Genomic DNA, 23,921 nt, shown 5'->3' on the forward strand with positions numbered 1-23,921 from the left:
GGACATTTTGTAAACGAAAACATGATTTTGTCCCTAGAAACTATCTAAAACCTAGTTTCTAGAGACTGATGCGGGTTCCGAATCTAATCGTCGTCGTCCTCATCGTCAGAATCATCGGATTCTTCTTCCAACTCATCTTCGTCCTCGTCTTCTTCAGCAACAAGGCGAGAAAGTGTGGCAGTCGAAACAGGAGCTGATTCAGAGAGTTCGGAAACTTCTTCTTCCTCTTCTTCCGATTCTAGATCCCAATCCAAATCACCTGGCAGGTCTTTGAAAACTTCGATGTCACGGTATTTTTTCATACCTGTTCCTGCAGGAATCATGTGACCAATGATTACGTTTTCTTTCAGACCCATCAGATTGTCTGTTTTTCCTTTGATAGCCGCATCCGTTAGAACCTTAGTCGTTTCTTGGAAGGAAGCCGCAGAGAAATAAGACTCTGTATTGAGGGATGCTTTTGTAAGTCCCAGTAAGACAGGAGTTCCTTGAGCAGGAGATCCCCCCTCTTTTTCCACTCGGTCGTTTTCTTCATCAAAGAGGAATTTATCCACTTGTTGTTGGTTTACAAACGATGTGTCCCCACTATCAGTGATAATCACCTTACGAAGCATTTGGCGAACCACAACTTCGATATGTTTATCGTTGATATGAACCCCTTGCAAACGGTATACTTCCTGAACTTCAGAAACAAGGTATTCGTGAAGAGCGTTAGGTCCTTTGATCGCAAGGATATCATGTGGATCAAAGTTTCCTTCATCCAACTGATCTCCTCGTTTTACAAAGTCGCCTTGGCGAACACGGATTTGTTTTCCGATCGGGATCGCTACTTTTACTTTTTCTTGTTCAGCCGTTTCTGGGATGATATAAAGAATTCGTTTTTCTTTTACGATTTCCCCTTTATCTTCGATCTTTCCATCGATTTCTGCAAGTGTGCAGGCATCTTTCGGACGACGAGCTTCGAAAAGTTCATCTACCCTTGGAAGACCACCGGTAATATCTCGAGTTTTTTCAGCCACAGATGGGATTTTGAAAATCACATCCCCTTCACGGACTTTGTCTCCATTTTGGAATTGGAGGAGAGCATCCACAGGAACGGAGTATTCATCCGATCCCACAAGGACTTTTGGAACGAGACGATCTTTCTTTTGTTCCACAACTTTCAGAATGATATTAGAAGTTTTTGGATCTACATCGCGACGAACGTTTTTACCAATCTCTAAATCTTCCCATTGAATGGTTCCTGCAGATTCAGAAACAGCTACTTCGTTATAAGGGTCGAACTCAGCAAGGGCTTTGTTTTCCTCTACGATTTGGCCTTCTTCTGCACGAAGCATGGTTCCAATTTTGACTGGAATGACGAAGTCATCACCCAAGATTCTAAGAGTGGTTCCTACAAGAGTTACCGTTCCCGCTTGGTCAGAAGTGATTCGTTGTTCTGTTGATTCACCAACTTGGGTCGCAAATACTTCCCCTTTTTCCAATCTTTGTCCGTCCGTAACACGAACACTAGAAAGTGAATCAGTATTGTATTCTTGGATGAGTCGGTTCACGATGATAGTTCCGCGACGAGCAAAAACTTTTGCAGAATTTGCATTGGTTACAAGACGACCGTTAATCGATTTTACGATGGAACGATAAGGAACTTTATGTTCTTTTTCTTGAATGGTAGCAGATGCCGCACCACCCACGTGGAACGTTCTCATGGTTAGCTGAGTTCCTGGTTGTCCGATCGATTGAGCTGCAATGGTTCCCACCGCTTCTCCGATCTCTGCAGGCACTAGGCGAGCCATGTCCATACCATAACATTTTGTACAAATTCCATGGCGTGATCTACAAGTGAGTGGAGATCTTACTTTAATTTTATCGTAACCAAGGTTTTCAATTTGTTGGCCAATCGCTCTTGTGATGAGAGTGTCTTTCGGGAAAACCACTTTTTCGGAAACTGGATCCACAAGATCTTCTGCCGTATAACGACCGAACACTCTGTCCGCTAGAGAAACAATTACGTTTTCCCCTTCTTTTACGATTCCAAGAGTGATGTTTGCTTTCGTTCCACAATCATCTTCAGAAACAATCACGTCCTGAGAAATATCTACAAGACGACGAGTGAGGTAACCGGCATCGGCAGTTTTTAACGCCGTATCCGCAAGACCCTTTCTCGCACCGTGAGTTGAGATAAAAAATTCTAATACTCCGAGACCTTCACGGAAGTTAGAACGAATCGCAAGTTCGATGATTTCTCCAGATGGTTTCGCCATTAAACCCCGCATCCCTGCGAGCTGACGAATCTGTTGTTTGGAACCACGAGCACCAGAAGCTGCCATGACGTAAACTGGGTTGAATCCAGATTGGTCTTTTTCTAGTTCCTTAAACATACCTTCTGTAATTCGGTCATTGGTTTTGGTCCAAATTTCGATTACTTTTTTACGACGTTCTTCGTTTGTGATGATCCCTTTACGATACTCCATATCCGCTTTTTCAACTTCTTTGTTGGCATCAGTCACAAGACCCTCTTTTTGAGGAGAAACTCGGATGTCATCAATGGAAATTGTTGGAGCAAATACAGTCGCGTAACGGTAACCGAGACGTTTGATTTCATCCAGCATCACAACTGTGATTCCTGGTCCAAACTTCTCGTATACGTCTGCAATGATTTTGTTTGTTTCTTTATCACCGAGGGTCCTGTTGATATAAACATAACCTTTTGGCATCACCTGGTTGAAGATAAGTCTTCCCGGTGTGGTTTCGATGATTTTACCTTCGTGAAGGACAGAAATTTTGGAGCGAATTTCCACAGTTTTTGTTTCAATCGCATACATCACTTCTTCTAAACCAGTGAAGAATTTACCTTCACCTTTCGCGTCTTTCACTTCCGAAGTTAAATAGTAAATTCCAAGAACGATATCTTGTGTTGGTCCACAGATCGGTTGTCCGTTCGCAGGGTTTAGAATGTTATGCGGAGATAACATTAACATCCAAGTTTCCAGCTGTGCTTTAGGAGCGAGCGGAACGTGGATCGCCATTTGGTCCCCGTCGAAGTCGGCGTTAAACGCGTGACAAACGAGTGGATGGAGTTTGATTGCCTTTCCTTCTACAAGGACTGGTAAAAATGCTTGGATTCCTAGTCTGTGAAGAGTCGGAGCACGGTTAAGTAATACTGGGTGTTCTTTCACCACTGTTTCCAATACATCAAAAACTTCTTTGTCTTCTGCTTCGATTTTTTTCTTCGCAGATTTGATGTTTGGTGCTAGTTCCAAATCCACTAGGCGTTTCATAATGAATGGTTTGAATAGTTCCAAAGCCATTTTCTTAGGAAGACCCATTTGGTGGTATTTGAGTTCAGGACCCACAACGATTACGGAACGACCAGAATAATCTACCCGTTTTCCGAGTAGGTTTTGGCGGAACCGACCTTGTTTTCCTTTGAGCATATCGGAGATAGATTTTAGAGGTCTATTTCCTTTTCCTTTTACTGTGCGTTTACGACGGCTGTTATCAAAAAGAGCATCCACTGCTTCTTGTAACATACGTTTTTCGTTTCGTACGATGATCTCAGGAGCTTTTAATGCAAGGAGTCGTTTGAGTCGGTTGTTTCTGTTAATCACACGACGATACAAATCGTTTAGGTCGGAAGTTGCAAAACGTCCCCCCTCTAGTTGCACCATCGGACGTAGTTCTGGTGGGATGACCGGAACTACATCAAGCACCATCCACTCAGGACGGTTTCCAGAATCACGGAAAGCTTCCAAAACTTCTAGGCGTTTGAAAATACGTTTGTCGGAGATTTTGTTTTTATCTTGGATTTTTTGGCGGATGACACGAGCTTCTGCATCCACATCAATGCGTGCGAGAAGTTCTTTGATGGCGTCCCCACCAATCCCTGCGATAAACTTATCACCGTATTCATCTAAATAATTATGGTATTCATCTTCATCGATGAGTTCCCCGCGGTTTCTTCCAGAATCAGCGGGGTCAATGATCACATACTTCTCAAAGTAAAGAACACTTTTGAGTTGGTTGATGGTCATATCAAGAAGGAGACCCATACGAGATGGAACGGAACGGTAGTACCAAATATGAGATACTGGAGCCGCAAGTTCGATATGACCCATTCTTTCGCGACGAACTTTAGAGTGAGTTACCTCAACCCCGCATTTGTCGCAAACCACTCCCTTATAACGGATGGATTTGAATTTACCGCAGTAACATTCCCAATCCTTAGTGGTTCCGAAGATTTTTTCGCAGAAAAGACCATCCCGTTCCGGTTTTAGGGTACGGTAGTTGATCGTTTCAGGTTTTTTTACTTCCCCAAACGACCACTCTTTGATCCGCTCAGGCGAAGCCAAACGGATCGTAATCGATTCAAAACTATTGTAATTTCTCATACTTTTTCCCTTCCCTAAACGTTTTCGATGGTCTCGAATTTAATTTTCTTTTTGTTTTTCGAGAATTCATCTTCGTAATCAGAGATATCCACTTCCAATCCTTCGGAGTCTTTGATAATGATATCAAGAGCGAGTCCGCGGAGTTCTTGCACAAGAACGTTGAATGATTCTGGAATTCCCGGTTTGATCGAGTGGATTCCTTTTACAATCGCTTCGTAAATTCTTGCCCGCCCTAACATGTCATCGGACTTGATAGTGAGTAACTCTTGCAAGGTGTGTGATGCACCATACGCTTCGAGTGCCCATACTTCCATCTCACCGAGCCTTTGTCCCCCGAACTGCGCCTTACCACCGAGTGGTTGTTGCGTAACAAGTGAGTAAGGTCCAGTGGATCTTGCGTGAATTTTATCATCCACCAAGTGAGCCAGTTTCAACATGTAAATATATCCGCAGAATACTTGGTTGATGAATTTTTCTCCCGTTCTTCCGTCGTATAACTGAAATTTGCTGTTTTCTGGTAATCCCGCTTTTTTGCAGAATTCATGAACATCACCTTCTGAAGCTCCATCAAATACAGGAGTTTCAAAATTGATCCCTAGTTTTTTGGCCGCAAAACCAAGTTGCGTTTCAAAAATCTGGCCGAGGTTCATACGAGAAGGAACCCCAAGTGGGTTTAACACGATATCAACAGGAGTTCCGTCTTCCATGTATGGCATATCTTCTTGTGCCATCACACGGGCCACGACTCCTTTGTTTCCGTGACGACCCGCCATCTTATCACCCACGAGGAGTTTACGTTTGCGTGCCACGTAGACTTTTACCATTTCTTCCACACCTGCAGCGAGTTCATCGCCCGTTTCACGGGAATAACGTTTGATATCGATCACAGTTCCTTCAAAACCGTTTGGCATACGAAGAGAAGAATCTCTTACTTCTTTTGCCTTTTCTCCAAAGATGGAGTGTAATAATTTATATTCTGGGGTGAGGTCGGTTTCTCCTTTTGGAGTCACCATACCCACAAGGATATCACCAGGTTTTACTTCTGCACCTACACGAATCACACCAGACTCATCCAAATCACGGAACGCTTTGTCCGAAAGGTTTGGAATGTCACGAGTGATTTGTTCTTGTCCTAGTTTCGTCTCACGAGCTTGGATTTCGAATTCTTCAATGTGGATCGAAGAGAAAACATCGTCTTTGATGATTCGTTCCGAAATGAGAATCGCATCCTCAAAGTTGTAACCTTCCCATGGCATAAATGCCACAAGGACGTTTCTACCTAGTGCCAAATAACCAGCATCAGTGGACGGACCATTTGCAAGGACAGTTCCTTTTTGTAGGATTTGTCCAAATTCTCCGTATTTTTCACCCTTGATGATTTGTCCAGCAACAGGAGCGCCAATTCCTAAGTCTTGGCCTTCTTTGACAACGGATACATATTGTACATCTTCCGAATGGAAAAGTTCATGTGTTTCTTTTTCACCGTTAGGAGAAGTGAGTTCCACTCTCTCCTTAGAAACTTTACTTACCTTTCCACCAGTCGTTGTATGTAACATAGACACGTTTGGTTTTTGGTTAAAACAAGTTCCTTGGTTGGTTTTTTTGAATTTAATCAGTGGGTAATGAGAGATCTCTTTGGATTGGTCTTCTTTGATCCAAACACCAGTAGCATCTACTTTAGAAACCACACCGTCTTTTTTAGCAACGATACAAACTCCCGCATCGTAAGCGGCACGAGATTCCATACCAGTTCCCACAAAAGGAGCCTCTTCTGTTAAAAGAGGAACCGCTTGGCGTTGCATGTTCGAACCCATAAGAGCGCGGTTCGCATCATCATGCTCGAGGAATGGAATGAGAGCTGTCGAAACAGAAACTACTTGGAGCGGAGCTAGATCCATATATTGGATCTCTGATGGGCTACGGAATGGGAAGTCCCCTCTATGGCGAGTAGAGATGAGTTTGGATGTAAATTCACCCTTATCATCTACAGTCGAATTGGACTGTGCCATATAGTGGTATTCTTCTTTGTCTGCAGTGAGATACTCGACTTGTTTTTGCACTTTTCCGTTTTTTACAAGGCGGTATGGAGTTTCAATGAACCCATAATCGTTTACTCTTGCAAAACTAGACATGGAAAGAATGAGACCAATGTTTGGACCTTCCGGTGTTTCAATTGGGCACATACGACCATAGTGAGAATAATGAACGTCACGAACTTCGAAACCAGCGCGGTCACGAGATAGTCCCCCTGGCCCAAGTGCGTTTAACCTACGTTTGTGGGTAAGTTCAGCAAGCGGGTTTGTTTGGTCCATAAACTGAGAAAGTTGTGAAGATCCAAAAAACTCATTGATCACAGCAGTGATTGGTTTGATGGAGATGAGAAGTTGAGGAGTTTGTTGTTCTGGCTCCTGAACTGTCATCCTTTCTTTGATCACTCGTTCCACACGAGAGAATCCAAGTTTCAATTGGTTGGCAATGAGCTCACCCACCGAACGGATCCTTCTGTTTCCTAAGTGGTCAATATCATCCGGATAGTAGTTTTCTGCTTCTGACATAAGCATCACAAGGTAACGAACGGTTTCGATGATGTCTTGTTTTCTTAAAACTCGGTCTTCGGCTTTTGCGAATTCTTTTGGATTGTTGAATTCGAATTTACTATTGATTTTATAACGACCAACAATTCCTAAATCAAAAGTTTTAGGTGAGAAAAAGAGGCGTTTCAGTTCTGCTTCTGCGTTTTCAATCGTAGAAGGTTCCCCTGGTCTCATGATCGTATGGAATTTTTTAACAGCATCTTCGTAATCGTTAACACCGTCTTTTTCCAAACAGTTGATGAGAACCGGATTGTCTTTTCCTTTTGGAAATTCAATGACATCCACATCTTTTACCTTCATTTCACGAAGAATGGAGATATTATCCTCATTGATTTTGGAACCAGCATCGAGCATTACCTCTCCGGTTTCCATATTGATGATATCAGCGATAGTTCGGCGACCAATCAGACGTTTGAGGTCTTTTGGATTGGCTCCGGCGATCTTCATTTTAGAAGATCCGTAGAAAAGACGAAGAACTTCTTCGTTCGTTCCCATACCCATCGCTTTTACAAGAAGGGTTGCTGGGAATTTTTTCTTACGATCGATTTTTGCAACAAGGATTCCCTTGTTGTCCATCTCGAATTCCAACCAAGATCCACGGTAAGGAATCACACGAGCGGAGAAAGTATCTCGCACTTGGTCGTACGAAAAGAAAATACCAGGGGATCTATGAAGCTGGCTCACCACTACCCTTTCCGCACCATTGATGATGAAAGTTCCGTGGTCTGTCATCACAGGAAGGTCTCCCATGTAGACAACTTGTTCCCGGATCTCTCCGGTATCTTTGATGATGAGTCGGATGACTGCTTTTAGTGGAACAGCAAAGGAAGAATCAGTGTCTTTGCATTCTTGTGGATCGCGTTTCGGCTCTCCCAAAATATAATGGCCATATTCCATGACCATATCGTTGTTTGGCGATTCGATTGGAAAAGACTCGCGAAACACGGCTTCCAATCCTTGGTTCAAACGTTTTGTCGGATCTTTCACTTCCGACTGGAGAAACCAATCAAAGGATTTTTTCTGTACGTAGATAAGATTAGGAAGTAAATTGAGGTCGGTAATTTTACCGAAATTTACCCGGTTTCTAATTTGCATTCGGGTATGCATGGAATACTCTCCCTAGAGACGTCAAAATAGTAGATTGTATGATAAATGAAAAAATAGAGGTGGGGACGCCTACGGCCTCCCTGCCTCTAATTTTTTGAAAGCTGGGTTTAAAAATTGGCAACCGATTAACCGGCAGCAGCAACTTCTACTTGAGCCCCAACACCTTCGAGTTTTTTCTTAATATCAGCAGCTTCATCTTTAGAAACGCCTTCTTTCACTGATTTTCCACCAGCTTCTACAAGCGTTTTCGCATCTGCTAATCCAAGACCAGTGATTTCGCGAACGAGTTTAATAACGTCGATCTTTTTGTCACCGTGTGCTTTCAAGATTACATTGAAAGTTGCAGGCTCTTCAGCAGCAGCTGCGCCACCACCTGCACCCGCAACAGCCGCTACCGCAACCGGTGCAGCAGCAGAAATCCCGAATTTGTCCTCCATCTTTTTCACTAGATCAGCTGCCTGAACTAATGTAAGACTTCCAATTTGTTCTAATAGCGCGTCAACAGACATCCTATATTCTCCTTATCCTACTAATCACTATGATTACTAATTGCCGTTTTTCTCGGCTACAGCATTGATGGCGCGAGCCAGTGATGCCATGATTTGATTGATTCCAGAAGCAATTTGCGTTGCAGGAGCATTGATCCCACGAGCCACTTGCGCAAGAAGTTCTTGTTTGGACGGAAGTCCAGCAATCGCCTCTACTCCGGATTTACCCAAAACTTCCCCGTCCATATAGCCGGTTCTAATTTCGAGTTCCTTCTTATCTTTTGCAAAGTCCTTACATACTTTTGCTACTGCTGGAAGTGCATCCAGAGAGAAAATAGCTGCAAGTGGTCCTTTGTAAACATCCCCAAAATCAATGGAGTTGTTTTTATGTTCAGAAGACTCTTTTAAAGCTCGGAGGAAAAGGTTATTTTTGATTACCTTCATTTCCGATCCTTCTTTGCGAAGTTTCGCACGAAGGTTAGACATATCTTCAACAGTTAAACCGCTGTAAGATGCTAAAATGAAATTTGGTCGTTTTTCCAAACGAGTTTTAAGTTCTGCTACTGCTTCAATTTTAGATGGATTTGCCATTGTTCTTACTCGTTATATGTTTGCGTTTACTAGTTCTTTTACATCGACTTTTACGCCGATTCCCATAGTGGCAGCAACAGAGAAAGACTTGAGGTAATCTCCCTTCGCATCAGAAGGTTTGTCTTTCATCAGAGCGGCAACTACTGCATTGATGTTATCAGAAAGTTTATCATCAGAGAAGGAACATTTTCCTACTCCTAAGTGAACCACTCCCCCTTTGTCAGGACGGTATTCAATTCGACCTGCTTTGAGTTCTTTTACTGCTTTTGCTACATCTGTAGTCACTGTTCCAGCTTTTGGTTTTGGCATCAGACCTTTACGACCAAGAACTGGACCAAGTTTTCCTACTTCCTTCATCATATCAGGAGTAGCCACACAAGCATCAAAATCAGTCCAACCACCGGAAACTTTTTCGATTAAGTCCATATCACCTACAAAGTCAGCACCTGCTTCCTTCGCTTCGTTTTGTTTGTCTCCTTTACAGAAAACCAAAACTTTGATTGTTTTTCCAGTTCCGTGTGGAAGAGAAATGGTTCCTCTTACGTTTTGAAGAGATTTATAATTGATTTTAGTCGAAATCTCTAGTGTTCCATCAAATTTGGAAAAACTAGTAGCTTTTGCCAAACCAACCGCTTCACCAAGGGTATAAGCCTTTGTGCGATCGACTTTCTCTTTGAGTTGGATATATTTTTTGCCGCGTTTCATGACTTGGGTTCCCGTTTTTCCTAATGATTACTCGACGTTTACACCCATGGAACGACAAGTTCCAGCAATGATGTTCACTGCTGCATCCATATCATTCGCGTTTAGGTCTTCCATCTTAGTTTTTGCAATTTCTTCTAGTTGAGCTCGTTTGATTGTTCCCACTTTTACAGTGTGTGGAGTGGCAGATCCACCTTGAAGTCCTAGAGCCTTCAAAACAAGAAGAGCTGCTGGAGGGGATTTAGTTACGAATGTAAAACTTCTGTCAGAATAAACAGTGATAACCACTGGAAGTTTAAGTCCCATTTGGTTTTTTGATCTTTCATTGAACTGTTTACAGAATTCCATAATGTTGAGTCCGGCTTGACCAAGAGCGGGACCTACTGGAGGAGCTGGGTTTGCTTTCCCTGCCTCCACTTGGAGTTTAATTTGTTTTACTACTTTCTTTGCAGCCATCTCGTTTAAAGTTCCTTAATCAATCTATCAGTTCTATTGTTCCGATTTTACTTGGAGATAATCCAACTCCACAGGAGTGGATCTTCCAAAAATTTCTACACGAACGCGGAGTCTTCCTTTATCAGGAAAGATTTCATCCACAAGACCTGTGAAATTAGCAAACGGACCATCTATAATTTTCAATGTCTCACCCACTTTGAATAGGAAACGAGGTCTGGAAACTTCTTCCGACTCTACACTTCCTACATCGCTGAAGAGGTTTTTAATCTCATCCAGTGAAAGTGGCTCCGGACCCTTTCCTTTCCCACCTACAAATGTAGACACAGAAGGTAAGTTCTGGATTTTAAATCGAAGGTCATCGGTCATGTTCATCTCAACAAGAACATAACCCGGCATAAGTTTTTTCTTTGTGACCTTCTTCTTGCCGTTTTTCATTTCGGCAACTTCCATCGAAGGAATTTTTACCGCAAAAATTTGGTCTTCCAGCTTTTGTTGTTGGACCATCTTCTCAATGTTTGTTTTCACCTTATTCTCGTGACCGGAATAAGTTTGAAGAACATACCATTTTTTATCTAAAGAATCGCCCACGTCCCTACCTATGTTCCTAATGCCCAGAACCACTTTAACAGTTTCAGGAAAATAAAATCCGAAGCTGATAAAAATAGGGAAAAGATAAATACTGTAACTAGGACTACAACGGTAGAACTTACAATCTCTTGGCGTGTAGGCCAATGTACTTTTTCAAGTTCTGCTTTACATTCCTGAATGAAACTCGTAGCTTTCATTGATCCTTGTCCTGTTCTCTAATTCTATATATTCTGCAGTCTGGCAGGGCTGGAGAGAATCGAACTCCCACCAAGGACTTTGGAGATCCTAGTTCTACCATTAAACTACAGCCCTAAACAAGCCCTCTACCAGGCTTGAACTGGTGACCCCTTCCTTACCATGGAAGTGCTCTACCACTGAGCTAAGAGGGCAAACTTATCCCACCCAAGCGCGGGTTTCCAAGCGAGGCTAGGTTTTTTACACTATTTTAAATGAGGCTCTTTGGTCAATGGAAAATGAGTTTATTTCCTGGAAATGGTAAAAAAACAGGAAAAATCACGAATTTCCCTTGTGATTTTAGTTGTGGATTTCCCCGTTCGATAATAGAACCATGTGGGATAAGTCCCCCACCGTAAGGAATGATTCGTGGCGAAACCTTTTATAGAATTAGAAACACAAATCCCCGATTTAGTAAAGGCAAAATCGAAAATTGTCGTACGATCCTCTCGGATGAATCGCCAACTAGAACAATACGTTTTAGGTCTGATTACAAACATTCTTGGTGAAGTTGGTCAAAGCCACTTCGTAGAGATGCTTTATACAATTTCCAAAGAACTAACCATCAATGGAATCAAAGCCAACCAAAAACGAGTCTTCTTCGAAGATGAGGGACTCGATATCACCGACGAAGGTGACTACCTCCAAGGGATCAAAGATTACTCCAAAAAGTTTTCCGAGAAGATGGCTGACGAATACGGAAAACGTTGCCTTGCTCGTGGAGTTTACGTTCAAATCAAATTCCACTACTGCCTCGATGGACTTCTTGTAGAAGTCACAAACAACACCCCCGTCATCAAAACCGAAGAAGCACGGATGCGAGAAAAGATGAAGAAGTCTATGGGTTATAATGATATTGCTGAATTCTATATGGACAATATGGACAATACAGAAGGTGCGGGACTTGGAATCGCTCTTATCATGATCCTTCTTAAAAACGAAGGAGTTGACCCTAACCTATTTAGGATCATCACACATGCGGATAGAACCGTGGCTCGAGTAGAAATTCCATTTAACGACAATTATGTGTCCTTTCGTAGTGCGGAACTTGCGGAAATTTAATTTCTAACTCCCTCACCCCTACTCTTAATTGTATCGACCATCTGTTCACCATTTTCGAAACTGGTGGACATGGAATTAAAAGGTGCAAACATTCTCGTCACCGGATCTGCCGGTGGACTCGGAAAAGCAATGGCTTACCGTTTGGGTAAGGCCGGAGCTAATATCATTCTCTCTGACATCCAAAAAGATAAATTGGATGAAACGGTAACTCTCTTCCAAAAGGAAGGGATCAAAACTACTGGGATTGTTGCCAATGTCGCAAAAGAAGAAGACAGCATTCGTCTCATCGAAGAGGCAGCAGCTTTCCAAGGTAGCCTTGATGTCGCTATTCTAAATGCGGGAATCCTTAGAGATGGTCTTCTCATCCGTGTGGATAAAGAAACAGGGAAAGTAAAAGGAAAAATGGGAATCGACCAATGGCAATCGGTCATTGACGTGAACTTAACGGGAGTCTTTCTAACGGCAAGAGAAGCGGCAGCAAAGATGGTGGAACAAAAGAAGGGAGTGATCATTCCCATTGCCTCCATTGCGATGCACGGAAACTCAGGACAAACTAATTATAGCGCGGCTAAAGCAGGTGTTGCGGCAATGACTGTGACTTGGTCCAAAGAACTTGCAAAGTTTGGAATCCGTGTGGCAGGGATTGCTCCGGGTTTTATTGGAACCGAAATGGTTCTAAAGGACATGAACCCAGAAGCACTAGACAAATGGAAATCCATCATCCCTGTCGGAAGATTGGGAGAACCAGATGAAATTGCGTCCACTGCAGAGTTCATCATTTCCAACGACCTAGTGACTGGTGTGGTTCTAGAAATTTCTGGTGGAGTCCGAATCTAACTTCGATTAATCCATTTTTTACTCTCTTCGGAAACACGGAAGAGAGTAAACCCCTTCCACCCAAAGTTTGTCATTTTTTTTACAAACGAAAAAAATTTCGTAGGTAAATACTGGATAGATTCGTCATAAGGATATAACGGAACTCTTACTGATGAAAATAAAAACAGAACTCACAAAACAACAATTGGAACAAGCGATCAAAGGGATCCAAGGAATAGCGCACCCGATCCGCCTACTCATTCTTTATACCTTAGCGAAAGAAGAAAAAACCGTAGGTCAGCTCGTTGAATTGTTAGGTACTAGCCAATCGGCAGCCTCTCAACACCTTAGTAAGATGAAAAACAATGGAATTTTGGAGTCTCGCAAGTCCTCCAACCAAGTGTTTTACAGTTTGAAAGATCCTAAGTTCAAAGATCTGATCCAAACCATCGTAAAAGTGTACAAAAAGTAAACAGATTAGGTCGTTTCTTCTAATAAGAGACGCACATATTCGGCAACAGAGTCCCTTAGGTTTGTATAACCGAAGGGATAACCTGTTTGGTTTATCTTTTCCATTTCTGCACAGGTGTAGTATTGGTATTTCCCTTTCAGGGATTCAGGCATTTCCACATATTCTACATTTACAGGTTTTCCCATAGCAGCGAACATTGCGTTCGCTAAATCGTTCCAAGTTTCTGCAATTCCCCGTCCAATATTGTACAATCCGTACTTTCGTTCAGAAAGTAAGTATATACTAATTTTACTCGCATCCTTTACATAGAGAAAATCTCTTTTTTGTTCCCCGTCCTTGTATTCCGGTTTGTAAGACTTAAATAATTTTAATTTCCCAGTGTCGCGGATTTGTTCGTAACCTTTCAATACAAGGCTCCTCATTTCCCCCTTGTGAGCTTCCCCGTATCCAAAAACGTTGAAGTATTTGAGCCCAACGAGTTTGTCCGCGATTCCCATTTTCTTGACATAAAGATCAAATAACTGTTTGGAGTAACCATACATATTGAGAGGTTTTAGGTTTTCGATGGGTGCTTTGTCATTGTATCCAAATTCCCCTTCCCCGTAAGTTGCCGCACTGGAAGCATAAAGAAAAGGTATGTTTTTACTCACAGCAAACTCAGCTAACTTTTTCGTATAATGAAAGTTATTCTGGATCAAATACGTAGCATCTTTTTCTGTTGTGGCAGAACAGGCACCCAGATGGTAAATTTCAGAAATCTCGTTCAAAATAGAGTTATTGGAATCTAATAAAGATTCAAATTTATCTTTTTCAAAATAGTCTTGGAAAAAATTTCTTTGTAGGTTCTTCCATTTCTCTGTTGTTCCCAAATGATCCACAACCAAGATATCAGTATTCCCATTATGATTTAGATCTTCGATGATTTGCGATCCAATGAGGCCTGCGCCTCCAGTGACTAGTGTGAGTTTTTTTGCCATGTATTTTCTTTTAATCTATTCTGTCTGAGGTTTCTTTCTATAAACTTTTTATTCAAAGGACGAAAAATAAAATCCCATTCATTTATCTAATGGAATCAATGATCCTTCCAAATTTTAAATCTACCTGTTTTGTGGTTTCTGGATCGGGAATGAGAACTTCTGGAATCCAAGGTTTCATTCGACAATCAAAAACGATGGGAACCTGATACGAAATATGATTCCCTTTGGTTTCCGTTCTCGCATACACATCAGAGGCAGGTTCCATCCTTGTAAACATAGTCCAGATAAAATCAGAATCAGTTTTCACTGCATCCTCTGAATCATCCACCAGAAAAACATAATGGAAAGGACTTAAGTTTTCTCCGAGTAAAGTTTCTGCCAAATGATCCTCTTTAGAAAAGCTAGAGCCTTGTACCACAAGAACTCCTGGTAAAAATACTTTTGGTTTTTGGAAACGTTTGTCTTTGAAACTGCCAGAAAACTCCCGAGGTAGGTTTGGAAATTTCACAGGTGTACTAGCTTCTGTAATTCCCATCCATAAAAGTTTACTTCCTTTGTTTACTGTTCCACTTGTATAATCCAAAGTATCTTGGCTGATATGACTAAAGATAAAAAAGTCAGTTCTTGGATCAGATCTTTCTGTGATCACACGAAATGTCTCTGAAAAGTTTTTTAAATTCACTCGTTCGTTGGTCACGAGTAAACATTTCGTGAGAGATAGTTGGCCCTCTCCCAAAATTCTAAGGGCACCCATAAATGCTTCTCGGAAATAACGTTCTTTGACAACAGCAGCAGCAAGAGAATGTACACCTGACTCTTCATAAGCCCATACACCCAAAACTTGAGGCATGACCAAAGGGAACATGGGAGATAATAAATCTTGTAAAAACTCTGCGATGTAGTGGTCTTCTTGAGGAGGTCTTCCTACAACCGTGGCGGCCCAAATCGCATCCTTTCTGTGCAGGATATGATTCAGATCCAAATAGGGATAATCGTGTAACAAAGAATAGTATCCGTAGTGATCCCCAAAAGGGCCTTCTGGTTTTCGTGCGTAAGGCGGAATCGAACCAATGAGAGCAAAATCGGCATCGGCAACAATCGGATAAGGTGATACCGATTTATCTTTGGTCATCCGGAGTTTTTCCCCCATCAGGAAAGATGCAAAGACAAGTTCGGGAATTTCTTCTGGGAGTGGTGCCACAGCAGCAATGGTGAGTGCGGGTGGTCCACCAATATAAACGTGAGCAGGCAGTGCCTCTCCTTTCTTTTCTGCTTCGTAATAATGAAACCCACCACCTCTGTGGATTTGGATGTGCATCCCGACGGTTTTCCCGCCGAAAAGTTGCACCCGGTACATTCCCAAGTTTCCATTTCCCGAATCGGGATGCTGTGTATAAACCAGGGGAAGAGTCACAAAAGCGCTCCCATCTTTTGGCCATGAAACCACTTGGGGTAATTCGTTTGTCGATAGAAGGTTACCAGAAAGAACAGGGGCCCTTCTCACTTGTTTTAAACCCACTTGGAAGGGCAAAAGACCAAGAGAACGCTCTTTCCAAAGTTTAGAAAATCTAGGTGGAAAAATTTCTTTGGCGAGTTTGGCAAGGCGCTGGATGGTAGCGACTGGTTTTGGACCAAAGGCAAGATGGATTCTTTTTTCGGATCCGTAGAGATTGGTGGCTACCGGGAATTTGGTTCCTTTGACATTGGTAAAGAGGAGAGCTGGGCCTTTTTTTGCCACAACCCGTCTTTGGATCTCAGCAAGTTCCAGATAAGGATCCACGGGTTCGGAAAAAACATGGAGTTCTCCTTCCGTTTGCAAAAGTCGGACAAAATCATTGGTGGATCGTAATGAAACCATAAAAAGGAATGGACGGCTCCTTGTTTTCTTAGACTCTTAAGGGCATAAATTCTATGTCCCAAGAACCAAATACCACACAACCAATCATTACCGATATCAAAAGAATTGCTGTCTGCGGAGGATCTTTAGGAAGAGAGAGACGTTCCTATGTTCGAGGGCAAGTGGTAGATGTAGGGATTACCGATCTCATGAAAGCGGAAGGCCTTTGGGACTTGGTGACAGGGCTTTTTATCGGTGAGGAAACGAAAATCACTCCTTTTTTAGATTTTTCTCTCGCTCCGGTTAGAAAACCGGTATTGAAACTAGAAGTTTATGATGCCAAGGGTAATAAAATCTATACTTCAGGAAAAATCAAAGCGGATGAAGATGGATTTTTTTCCTGCGAAATCAGAGACAAACTGCCTATTGGATTTCATGATTTTCAAGTGGTTTTGGAAGGTTTGGATAGTTTTCGTCAGTATTCCAAAGACCTAGCACATCTAAACTCCACCGAGGATTCCATTTTAGGAAAAACTACGATTGTAGGAAAGGGGAAACTTCGAATTCTACCAGAAGATTATAAAGGGATCGTAATTACCTCTGACATCGACCAAACCTATCTGGCAACAGACATCCATTCAGGAAAAGGAAAGTTCACTGCCCTCTTCGAAACACCAAACCAAAAACAGGCGCTTCCTGGAATGCCAGAACTGTATCGAGAACTAAGAGTTTCCCTTTCCAATGCCCCACTCGCTTTTATCTCAGCAAGTCCTCATTTTTTTCGTAGAACAATGCTTGCGACTATCGCCAAAGATGGAATTCAAATTGAATCCTTACATTTAAAATATCTAGAAGGAACCATCAAAGGTGTTTTTGATAAAGTTCTTGGAACTATATTTAATCCGATCGAGTTTTTACAAAACGGTTTTAAACCTGCTTGGTCTCGTACAAAAAAATTCCTCGGTGCTTCCTACCAAAGTCTTTTTGACCAAATGTCCTATAAACTTTCCATCCTACTTTATGATAGAATTTATCTCCCCACGGAAACCAAAGAAATTTTACTCGGTGACAATACAGAATCTGATTATATGATTTTTACTCTATATCAAGTCATTTGTTTGGGAAAACTGACTGGGGATGAATTAGAAGAGTATTTGTACAAACTGAACTTCCTGGGACGTGATGCTATCACGAGAGATGCCGCCAAAAAAATCAGATTGTTTGCAGAGGAAATTCATAGAATTCATGGGCATACCAATCCAGTGGCATTGAGCCTGATCAATCGAACAAATCACGGCCCAAACGAAACCGAAATGCGCGAGAAAGTTAAGGACGCACTTCCCCCGGGGAAGTATGAGTCGCTATTTGCAACCAAACAAGCATTTTACGGAACAGAAGGTGCGCTGGGAATGGGGATTATTTTAGAATCCGAAAAATATGTTTCTATCGAACAAATTCTAACGGTTGTGGCGGGAATGATTGGGAAGGTTTTGGAAGGAAAACTGGTGGATGAAGTATTCTTATTGAAATTATTAGAGGAATTAACTTTGCCAAATTCGGCAGAAGGAACCAGGCAAAAACTAAAAGATGGTTTAGTTTCTGCCTTTAGGTCTTAGAACTTTTGAAATTTTGAATCATGATCACTATAAATCTAAAACAGAATTTCTACAAAAAGCAGTATCTATCGACTTAGCTTTTTTGATTTAGTTTTAGTTGTCATTCCTTCTGTGAATTCCACCACATAGAGCGGACGACCCTTTGATTCTTCAAAAATGCGAGCTACATATTCTCCTAAGATTCCAATGGATATGAGAATAGAACCACCAATCAAACAAATCAAGGTAACGATCGTGGCCCAGCCTGGGTTATAAACAATAGGCATTTCTAAAATAAAATGTTGGAAGGCACGAAAGAGTGCGTAAACACCAACAGCAAAACCAATCACCGCAACAACAATCCCAAGCCCCAAACTAAATCGAAGTGGGAGCGGAGAAAAGGAAACCGCAGCATTCATTGCAAGTTTTAACATCTTTTGCAAAGGGTATTTTGTTTCACCAGCAACACGTGCATCACGATTATAATACACAGGAGCTTGCGGAAAACCAATCCAAGCATTCATTCCACGAAGGAAACGATGGTTTTCGCGAAGACCATTTAATGCGTCCAAACAACGTCTAGAAATGAGTCGAAAATCCCCCGAATCTAGCGGCAAGTCCTTATGGACTAAAATTTTCATCAGTCGATAAAATGCCCAAGCAGTGATTTTTTTAAAAACAGACTCACCGGACCTGGCCAATCTTTGGCCATACACAACATCATACCCTTCTTCATATTTTTTCAACATTTCCAAAATGATTTCAGGAGGGTCCTGCAAATCAGCATCCATCACAACCACCGCATCCCCACGTGCATGGTCCATTCCTGCAGTGACTGCAATTTGATGTCCAAAATTTCTAGCAAGAGAGATCACACGAACATTTGGATCCTCTTTCGCCCATTGCAGAAGTCCCACGATAGTCGTATCAGAACTACCATCATTGATTAAAATGATTTCTGTTTTTATCTGAAACTTCGGAATGATTTCCTTTAATCGTTTTTTTAATATATCTAAAACTTCTTCTTCATTATAACAAGGAATGATGAGAGAAAGAAGATTTGGTTTTTTTCTTGGGAAAAGATGATAATGCATATTTTAAATTAAATTACTGCGTAGAAAGAATTTAGCACTCCAGAGAAATGAAAAGAAATCCTTTAGGAAAGGCCACTACAATTTGCTTCCAAAAACTATTTTCAGAAGCAAACTTTGGCTTGAAGAGATTAATTTTTCTGAATCTTCACCAATGAATTGAGATATTGAATTTGGTTTCCGTCTCGAACTAAATCGCGGACTTCAGAATCAAGAGTTTCAAATTTAAGGACGGTATAAGACTTAAGGGCCTCTGGACTGCAATGATAGGTACGAGGGACTAAAAATAACCAAGGTTCCGTCAAACAAACTTTTTTACCTTGGCGATTTAACTCAGCAGCAACCCCTAAAACCAAATTCCCTTGCGGAAAATCTTTTGGATTCGAATCCCAATGCAAAACAAATTTATCATCTAAATTCTGAACTGCACTTACCCATTCCTTTACAAATAAATTTCTTTCTCGAAGAGGTTCTTTCCCATACAACAAAATAACAAATGCGATGAGTAACATAACCCAAACCACTTGTTTCGGTTTCCAATCTGCTTCCCAATTTTTATGAAAAAAAACAAGAAACAAAAGAAAAACTTGGACCGCAATGACTGAATCAAAATGCCAGAATAGATGAGGAACAATAGGTCCCTTCATTCGAAACAAAGTAAACAAGATAACAATTGTATATAAGAAACTAAAATTACGAAGTTTTAGTGCAAAAGAATTGAGACCTTCCGATTTCCAAAAAGGTATGAGGATGATAAGTCCATAAAAAAATCCTGCATAGGGCAAAGGAAAAGTAGAATCCAACATAGTTTTGACAAACGAAAAAACTTCTACTGGTTTTTTATTTCCTCCTCCCTTTAACAAATACTTCAAAACACTACTGATATTCCCGGGAAAATTCTGGAAAAAATCGATGATCACCGGAAGCCAAATAAGAAATAAAACAAAAACTGAAATCAGAACGGGAAAGAATAGTTTTTCTCGTTTCCAATCTATTGTTTTTCTTACCTGAAAGAGATAGTATAAAATGAAGAAAGTTCCTATTCCGAATGGAACGGCTCCCATGATATTCACTTGGAATAAAAAGGAAGCAACAAAGATAAAGATAGGAAGGTACCACCATTTTTTCTCTGATAGGTTGACTACAGAAAATATAAAAACAAGAAATGGACAAATCATTACATAAGGAGTCCAAGTTTCGAAAAGGAAACCAAAACCTAAACTTTTCCATACAAAAAAGGACGAAATCCAAAGAAGAACAGCTGGCCAAAGAGATTTGAAAGTTTTAGTCAATTGATACAACACAAAGCCAAGGCAAGTTGTATTGAAAAGATAGGTAAAAAATACATAACGAGCATAATTCGATTCAAAAAAGGAAAAAACTTTTTCCGATATAGCGAGGAAATAAAAATACACAGGGCCAGGATGATTGAACTGAAACCTCGAGTATGGGCCGTAAGCGATTCTACCACTGAGGATTTCCATAATCTGGAAATCATTGGCAGCAAGATCAGTAACAAAATAATACTCACCAGAAAAGCTGGATAAATTCACAAAAAAATAAAGCGACACAAAGGTCAGAAATAAACCAATGATTTGGACTTCTGGTTTATTCAAATTCAGAACATTACTCTTGGTAAAAAGACTTTTTAGATCATCAAATTTCATTTATAGACATACTCCATACCTGGTATCAAAATTGTGTATTCAAAAACTTATATTTGTTTTGCTAAAGGTTTATTTCGGAAAAAAAATATAGACTAATCAAAAAGAATAGCAAAAAAGGACTCAAAACCTAACCTGGGATAGTTTCAGATGTTATCTTTACAAACAACCATAAAAAAAGCAGAACCCTACCTATCCATTTTGGTCACGTTTGCCTTTGTTTTTATTTCCTTTTTCTATCTATACACTGGAAGTTTTCTAATTTCTACAAAACTAATCAGGTTTGCCACCTTGGGGCTGTTAATTTATTTTGTGTTGGCACAAAAAACCAGAACTGACCTTGCCTTCGTTTCTCTTTTTTTATTTTATTTCTCTTTCTCAAATCCAGTTCCGTCTTCGGATTTAATCCCCGCACGTTTTTTGCCGCTCTGGTTTGATCCTGTTTTCGATTTTAGATTTGAATTTCTCTTGGATAAAACGAATCCACAGATCATCACAAAAGAAGATTTAGTTTCTCTTCAGGGACAAATGACAAGTCTCCCTCATACGGTGGGTTCCTATTTTTTAGTTTTACCATACTACTTAGTACCAGGGACAAAAGAGATTTTACCGACCTACCCTTGGACGCCTGGCTTTATTAATTTTTCCGTATTTAAAGTATTGTCTTTGATCCATCCATTAATCCAACCGATGGATCTTAATGATTCTAGTTCGCTTTTAAAGGTCTTACCAACGTTGATTCGTCTGGAAAAATTCACGGCGGCTCTCCTTGCGACAATAACGGCTTACCTACTATATTTAATTCTTTCTTCTAAGCCATTTTCCAACACGAGACGGGCTGCATTTGTTTATGTATTCATTTATGCTTTATGTACATCACATTTTTCTAATTCGTCTCAAGGACTTTGGCAACATACAGTCATAGAATTATTAATAGCAGCCATCCTATATTTATTATTTTCCTCTGGATACAATTACCTGCGTTTTTTCTTAATTGGATGTTTTGCAGCAATTTTGATTTACTCAAGGCCAAGTTCAATTTTCTTATTATCCTTCCCTGCTTTAATGATTTTGAAAGACATTCGAAATTACAAATGGTTCGCTCTTGGTGGAGTTCTATCTTTTTTACTCACAGGAATTTTCTTAGGTTGGGTAAATGACTCTAACTATGCCCATTACTTGGGAGGGTATTCGTTACATAGATTAGCATATTCATTAGTAGGTTACAGCGATCTATTTTCAAATTCTTTTTGGAAAGGGTTCTTGGGATTAACAGTAAGTCCAGGATTTGGATATTATATTTTTTCTCCTTTTTTAGTTTTCCCATTTCTTCTGTTTTCAAAAATCACAAAGAAAGCATTGTTTTTATCTCTTATTATACCAGAATTACTCTTAGTTCTATTTTATGCCAAATATGTATATTGGGAAGGAGGCCATTCATATGGTGCGAGATTTTTAACAGACATCAATATTTTTTCGATTCTGGCTTTTTCCCTAATTCCGATCACCATTTGGAAAAGTCACGTTCTTCAATTCATGATAACACTTTGTTTATTATTTTCCTTGTATGTTCAGTATTTTGGGGCAAGTCAAAAAGAAATTGTTTCACTATGGAATAGTTGCTACTACCAAGATAACTTTACAAAAGCAATAGATCTTTCCAACCTACCTTTCCACCCAAACTTAAAAAAAACAAACTGTATGAATCGATAACATAAATGCAAATGAAAAAGAAATAAACCAAAAATTGAAATTCACTAGACTTAAGATAAGTTCGAAAAATACCTATACTTGGGATCATAAGTGAAATCTAAAATTGTAAATTTACTCCGGTCTACTTTTGTTTTATTCATCAATTTTTTCGAAAATCGAGAACTTAAAATTCCGCAGATCCTGAGTCTCGGGATTGTTCTTGCCCTTTTTGGTTACGCATTCCGCTATTTTACTTTTTCTGTCTCTGTTTTGGACTGGGATGAAATTACATATTTTATTATGGGAAAAGGCATTCTGCTAGGAAAAATCCCATATGTAGACCTCTGGGATATAAAACCAATTGGAATCTATTTAATTCACGCAATTTCCTTATTAGTTTTGCCTTATCATACGGAAGTCCTCCGTTGGACTTCTTTTTTGCACTTGCTCGGTTTGGCAATGGTGGTTTCCTCTTTTGTGAAAAACCAATCCTGGATCCAAAGATTATTTTGCGGAACTTTGGTTTTATATTTTTTTTCTAGATTGTCTTCAGGGCTTTCAGCAAATTCTGAAATTTACTTCTTATTTTATGAATGGCTGGGCATTTCGTTCTTCTTCAGAAAAAATTCTATATCCATTTCTTTTTTCTTATTGGGTATCGCCTTTCTCATTAAATATATTATTTTCTTTGATGTTGTGTTCCTAGGCTTATATGCCCTTTGGAAAAGATCAGAATCCACTTCGTTTTTACGAATTTGCTTAGAGATGAGCACCTTTGTGATCCCGATTGGTACCAGCATTTTGATATACTATTTCCTTGGCCATTCACAAGAATTTTTCGATGCGCTACTAACTGTTTCCTCAAAACACCAAACAAACGAAACGATTGGATTCCCTTTTGGTACGCTAATCAGTTTATTTTGGCCGTTATTTTTTCTCGGATTCGTTACCCTACTTTCTGACAGAAAGTTTACTTCTTACAAAATCGTTCTTGTTGCTTTGACACTGACAGCTTTACTCGGAGCCAGTTATACTGGTTATTACTTCCAACATTACTTTCTAGCGCTCGTACCACCCCTTGCCATTTTAGCAACACCCGCAAGAAAAGTTTCATGGCAATTATCCATATTCGCTTTGTTTTTAGTTTTATATTCTTGGAACTCAGTCAGCAATCGATGGAAAAAAGATTTATCTCATATTCCAGACCATAGCCGTATCATCGCAGAAAACATTCAAAAATTAGGTGGAGGGACAGTGTTTGTGGCGAGTGGTGTTCATGCCACTTATATCTTTTTAAATCAACTGAGCCCCACAGAATACGTACAACCAGTTAATTATATTGACCCGTTGTTTTCAAAAAATTTTGATGTTGATGTAAAAAAAGTTTTTAGGGAAATCAAAGGTGTGGACTTCATCCAATGGTGTCACCAAACACAACTTGAAAAGGCTGATCAAGATTTAACTTTGAACCAAGACTTTGTGCATCCTCTTCAAATTTTGGTAAAGGAAAATTACCCTAAAAAAGAAACACCACTAGCTGGTTGTGATATCTATTATAAATAATCACTAA

The 23,921-nt window shown here is 40.3% G+C and carries 18 protein-coding genes and 2 tRNA genes; 6 read left to right on the top strand and 14 right to left on the bottom strand.

Features of this window, described 5'->3' with window-relative positions; translation table 11 throughout:
* Positions 1-83 precede the first annotated feature (83 nt).
* The 10 genes from rpoC to CH361_RS10570 form a co-directional block, all read right to left on the bottom strand.
* Entirely contained in the window at positions 84-4,385 is a 4,302-nt protein-coding gene (gene rpoC, locus CH361_RS10525) for a DNA-directed RNA polymerase subunit beta' (protein ID WP_100790769.1), read from the bottom strand.
* 14 nt (positions 4,386-4,399) lie between these two features.
* Positions 4,400-8,086 (bottom strand): DNA-directed RNA polymerase subunit beta, encoded by a 3,687-nt coding sequence (rpoB, locus tag CH361_RS10530; RefSeq protein ID WP_100790770.1) that lies wholly within the window; start codon positions 8,084-8,086, stop codon positions 4,400-4,402.
* A gap of 125 nt (positions 8,087-8,211) precedes the next feature.
* The gene (gene rplL / locus CH361_RS10535; RefSeq protein ID WP_004783509.1) at positions 8,212-8,595 is read right to left on the bottom strand and encodes a 50S ribosomal protein L7/L12; all 384 of its coding nucleotides are present in this window, start codon (positions 8,593-8,595) and stop codon (positions 8,212-8,214) included.
* Between the two features lie 36 nt (positions 8,596-8,631).
* Positions 8,632-9,165, bottom strand: a complete 534-nt coding sequence (rplJ, locus tag CH361_RS10540) for a 50S ribosomal protein L10 (RefSeq protein ID WP_100743131.1) — start codon at positions 9,163-9,165, stop codon at positions 8,632-8,634.
* A gap of 12 nt (positions 9,166-9,177) precedes the next feature.
* Positions 9,178-9,870, bottom strand: a complete 693-nt coding sequence (rplA, locus tag CH361_RS10545; RefSeq protein ID WP_004783789.1) for a 50S ribosomal protein L1 — start codon at positions 9,868-9,870, stop codon at positions 9,178-9,180.
* Between the two features lie 27 nt (positions 9,871-9,897).
* Positions 9,898-10,323: a 50S ribosomal protein L11 gene (rplK, locus tag CH361_RS10550; RefSeq protein WP_100790771.1), complete on the bottom strand. Its 426-nt coding sequence runs from the start codon at positions 10,321-10,323 to the stop codon at positions 9,898-9,900.
* 33 nt (positions 10,324-10,356) lie between these two features.
* On the bottom strand, positions 10,357-10,911 hold the full coding sequence (nusG, locus tag CH361_RS10555; RefSeq protein WP_002973653.1) for a transcription termination/antitermination protein NusG: 555 nt from the start codon (positions 10,909-10,911) through the stop codon (positions 10,357-10,359).
* A gap of 8 nt (positions 10,912-10,919) precedes the next feature.
* Positions 10,920-11,108, bottom strand: coding sequence for a preprotein translocase subunit SecE (gene secE, locus CH361_RS10560; protein WP_100790772.1), 189 nt, complete (start codon positions 11,106-11,108; stop codon positions 10,920-10,922).
* A 41-nt stretch (positions 11,109-11,149) separates the two neighbouring features.
* Positions 11,150-11,223, bottom strand: a tRNA-Trp gene (locus CH361_RS10565).
* A 5-nt stretch (positions 11,224-11,228) separates the two neighbouring features.
* Positions 11,229-11,300, bottom strand: a tRNA-Thr gene (locus tag CH361_RS10570).
* A gap of 214 nt (positions 11,301-11,514) precedes the next feature.
* On the opposite strand from CH361_RS10570, the gene CH361_RS10575 reads away from it, so the two are divergent.
* From CH361_RS10575 to CH361_RS10585, 3 genes are all read left to right on the top strand, one after another.
* Complete coding sequence (locus tag CH361_RS10575) at positions 11,515-12,207, top strand: histidine kinase (RefSeq protein ID WP_100790773.1); 693 nt, start codon at positions 11,515-11,517, stop codon at positions 12,205-12,207.
* Positions 12,208-12,276: 69 nt separating this feature from the next.
* Positions 12,277-13,044: an SDR family NAD(P)-dependent oxidoreductase gene (locus tag CH361_RS10580; protein WP_100790774.1), complete on the top strand. Its 768-nt coding sequence runs from the start codon at positions 12,277-12,279 to the stop codon at positions 13,042-13,044.
* Positions 13,045-13,195: 151 nt separating this feature from the next.
* Positions 13,196-13,495 (top strand): ArsR/SmtB family transcription factor, encoded by a 300-nt coding sequence (locus CH361_RS10585; RefSeq protein ID WP_100790775.1) that lies wholly within the window; start codon positions 13,196-13,198, stop codon positions 13,493-13,495.
* A 5-nt stretch (positions 13,496-13,500) separates the two neighbouring features.
* Here the strand turns inward: CH361_RS10585 and rfaD are convergent, their stop codons facing one another.
* A complete protein-coding gene (gene rfaD / locus CH361_RS10590) occupies positions 13,501-14,472 on the bottom strand; it encodes an ADP-glyceromanno-heptose 6-epimerase (RefSeq protein WP_100790776.1) in 972 nt (323 codons plus the stop codon).
* Between the two features lie 82 nt (positions 14,473-14,554).
* Positions 14,555-16,330, bottom strand: coding sequence for a UbiD family decarboxylase (locus CH361_RS10595; protein WP_100790777.1), 1,776 nt, complete (start codon positions 16,328-16,330; stop codon positions 14,555-14,557).
* 53 nt (positions 16,331-16,383) lie between these two features.
* Between CH361_RS10595 and CH361_RS10600 the strand changes: the two genes are divergently transcribed.
* The gene (locus CH361_RS10600; RefSeq protein WP_100790778.1) at positions 16,384-17,925 is read left to right on the top strand and encodes a phosphatase domain-containing protein; all 1,542 of its coding nucleotides are present in this window, start codon (positions 16,384-16,386) and stop codon (positions 17,923-17,925) included.
* Between the two features lie 65 nt (positions 17,926-17,990).
* On the opposite strand, the gene CH361_RS10605 is transcribed toward CH361_RS10600, so the two are convergent.
* On the bottom strand, positions 17,991-18,998 hold the full coding sequence (locus CH361_RS10605) for a glycosyltransferase family 2 protein (RefSeq protein ID WP_100790779.1): 1,008 nt from the start codon (positions 18,996-18,998) through the stop codon (positions 17,991-17,993).
* 128 nt (positions 18,999-19,126) lie between these two features.
* Positions 19,127-20,662, bottom strand: a complete 1,536-nt coding sequence (locus CH361_RS10610) for a hypothetical protein (RefSeq protein WP_100790780.1) — start codon at positions 20,660-20,662, stop codon at positions 19,127-19,129.
* 147 nt (positions 20,663-20,809) lie between these two features.
* Between CH361_RS10610 and CH361_RS10615 the strand changes: the two genes are divergently transcribed.
* Together CH361_RS10615 and CH361_RS10620 are read left to right on the top strand one after the other, a co-directional pair.
* Positions 20,810-22,372, top strand: coding sequence for a hypothetical protein (locus tag CH361_RS10615; protein WP_100790781.1), 1,563 nt, complete (start codon positions 20,810-20,812; stop codon positions 22,370-22,372).
* Between the two features lie 90 nt (positions 22,373-22,462).
* Positions 22,463-23,914, top strand: a complete 1,452-nt coding sequence (locus CH361_RS10620; protein ID WP_100790782.1) for a hypothetical protein — start codon at positions 22,463-22,465, stop codon at positions 23,912-23,914.
* Positions 23,915-23,921: the final 7 nt, after the last annotated feature.

This window comes from Leptospira brenneri (assembly GCF_002812125.1).
GTDB classification, from domain to species: Bacteria; Spirochaetota; Leptospiria; order Leptospirales; family Leptospiraceae; genus Leptospira_A; species Leptospira_A brenneri.

Excerpts from the sequence above, each read along its gene's own strand:
- CH361_RS10585 (WP_100790775.1), top strand. The coding sequence starts at position 13,196 with ATGAAAATAAAAACAGAACTCACAAAACAACAATTGGAACAAGCGATC.
- CH361_RS10610 (WP_100790780.1), bottom strand. The coding sequence starts at position 20,662 with ATGAAATTTGATGATCTAAAAAGTCTTTTTACCAAGAGTAATGTTCTG.
- CH361_RS10615 (WP_100790781.1), top strand. The coding sequence starts at position 20,810 with ATGTTATCTTTACAAACAACCATAAAAAAAGCAGAACCCTACCTATCC.
- rfaD (WP_100790776.1), bottom strand. The coding sequence starts at position 14,472 with ATGGCAAAAAAACTCACACTAGTCACTGGAGGCGCAGGCCTCATTGGA.
- CH361_RS10605 (WP_100790779.1), bottom strand. The coding sequence starts at position 18,998 with ATGCATTATCATCTTTTCCCAAGAAAAAAACCAAATCTTCTTTCTCTC.
- rplJ (WP_100743131.1), bottom strand. The coding sequence starts at position 9,165 with ATGGCAAATCCATCTAAAATTGAAGCAGTAGCAGAACTTAAAACTCGT.
- rplL (WP_004783509.1), bottom strand. The coding sequence starts at position 8,595 with ATGTCTGTTGACGCGCTATTAGAACAAATTGGAAGTCTTACATTAGTT.
- rplK (WP_100790771.1), bottom strand. The coding sequence starts at position 10,323 with ATGGCTGCAAAGAAAGTAGTAAAACAAATTAAACTCCAAGTGGAGGCA.
- rpoB (WP_100790770.1), bottom strand. The coding sequence starts at position 8,086 with ATGCATACCCGAATGCAAATTAGAAACCGGGTAAATTTCGGTAAAATT.
- rplA (WP_004783789.1), bottom strand. The coding sequence starts at position 9,870 with ATGAAACGCGGCAAAAAATATATCCAACTCAAAGAGAAAGTCGATCGC.
- secE (WP_100790772.1), bottom strand. The coding sequence starts at position 11,108 with ATGAAAGCTACGAGTTTCATTCAGGAATGTAAAGCAGAACTTGAAAAA.
- CH361_RS10600 (WP_100790778.1), top strand. The coding sequence starts at position 16,384 with ATGTCCCAAGAACCAAATACCACACAACCAATCATTACCGATATCAAA.
- CH361_RS10595 (WP_100790777.1), bottom strand. The coding sequence starts at position 16,330 with ATGGTTTCATTACGATCCACCAATGATTTTGTCCGACTTTTGCAAACG.
- rpoC (WP_100790769.1), bottom strand. The coding sequence starts at position 4,385 with ATGAGAAATTACAATAGTTTTGAATCGATTACGATCCGTTTGGCTTCG.
- CH361_RS10580 (WP_100790774.1), top strand. The coding sequence starts at position 12,277 with ATGGAATTAAAAGGTGCAAACATTCTCGTCACCGGATCTGCCGGTGGA.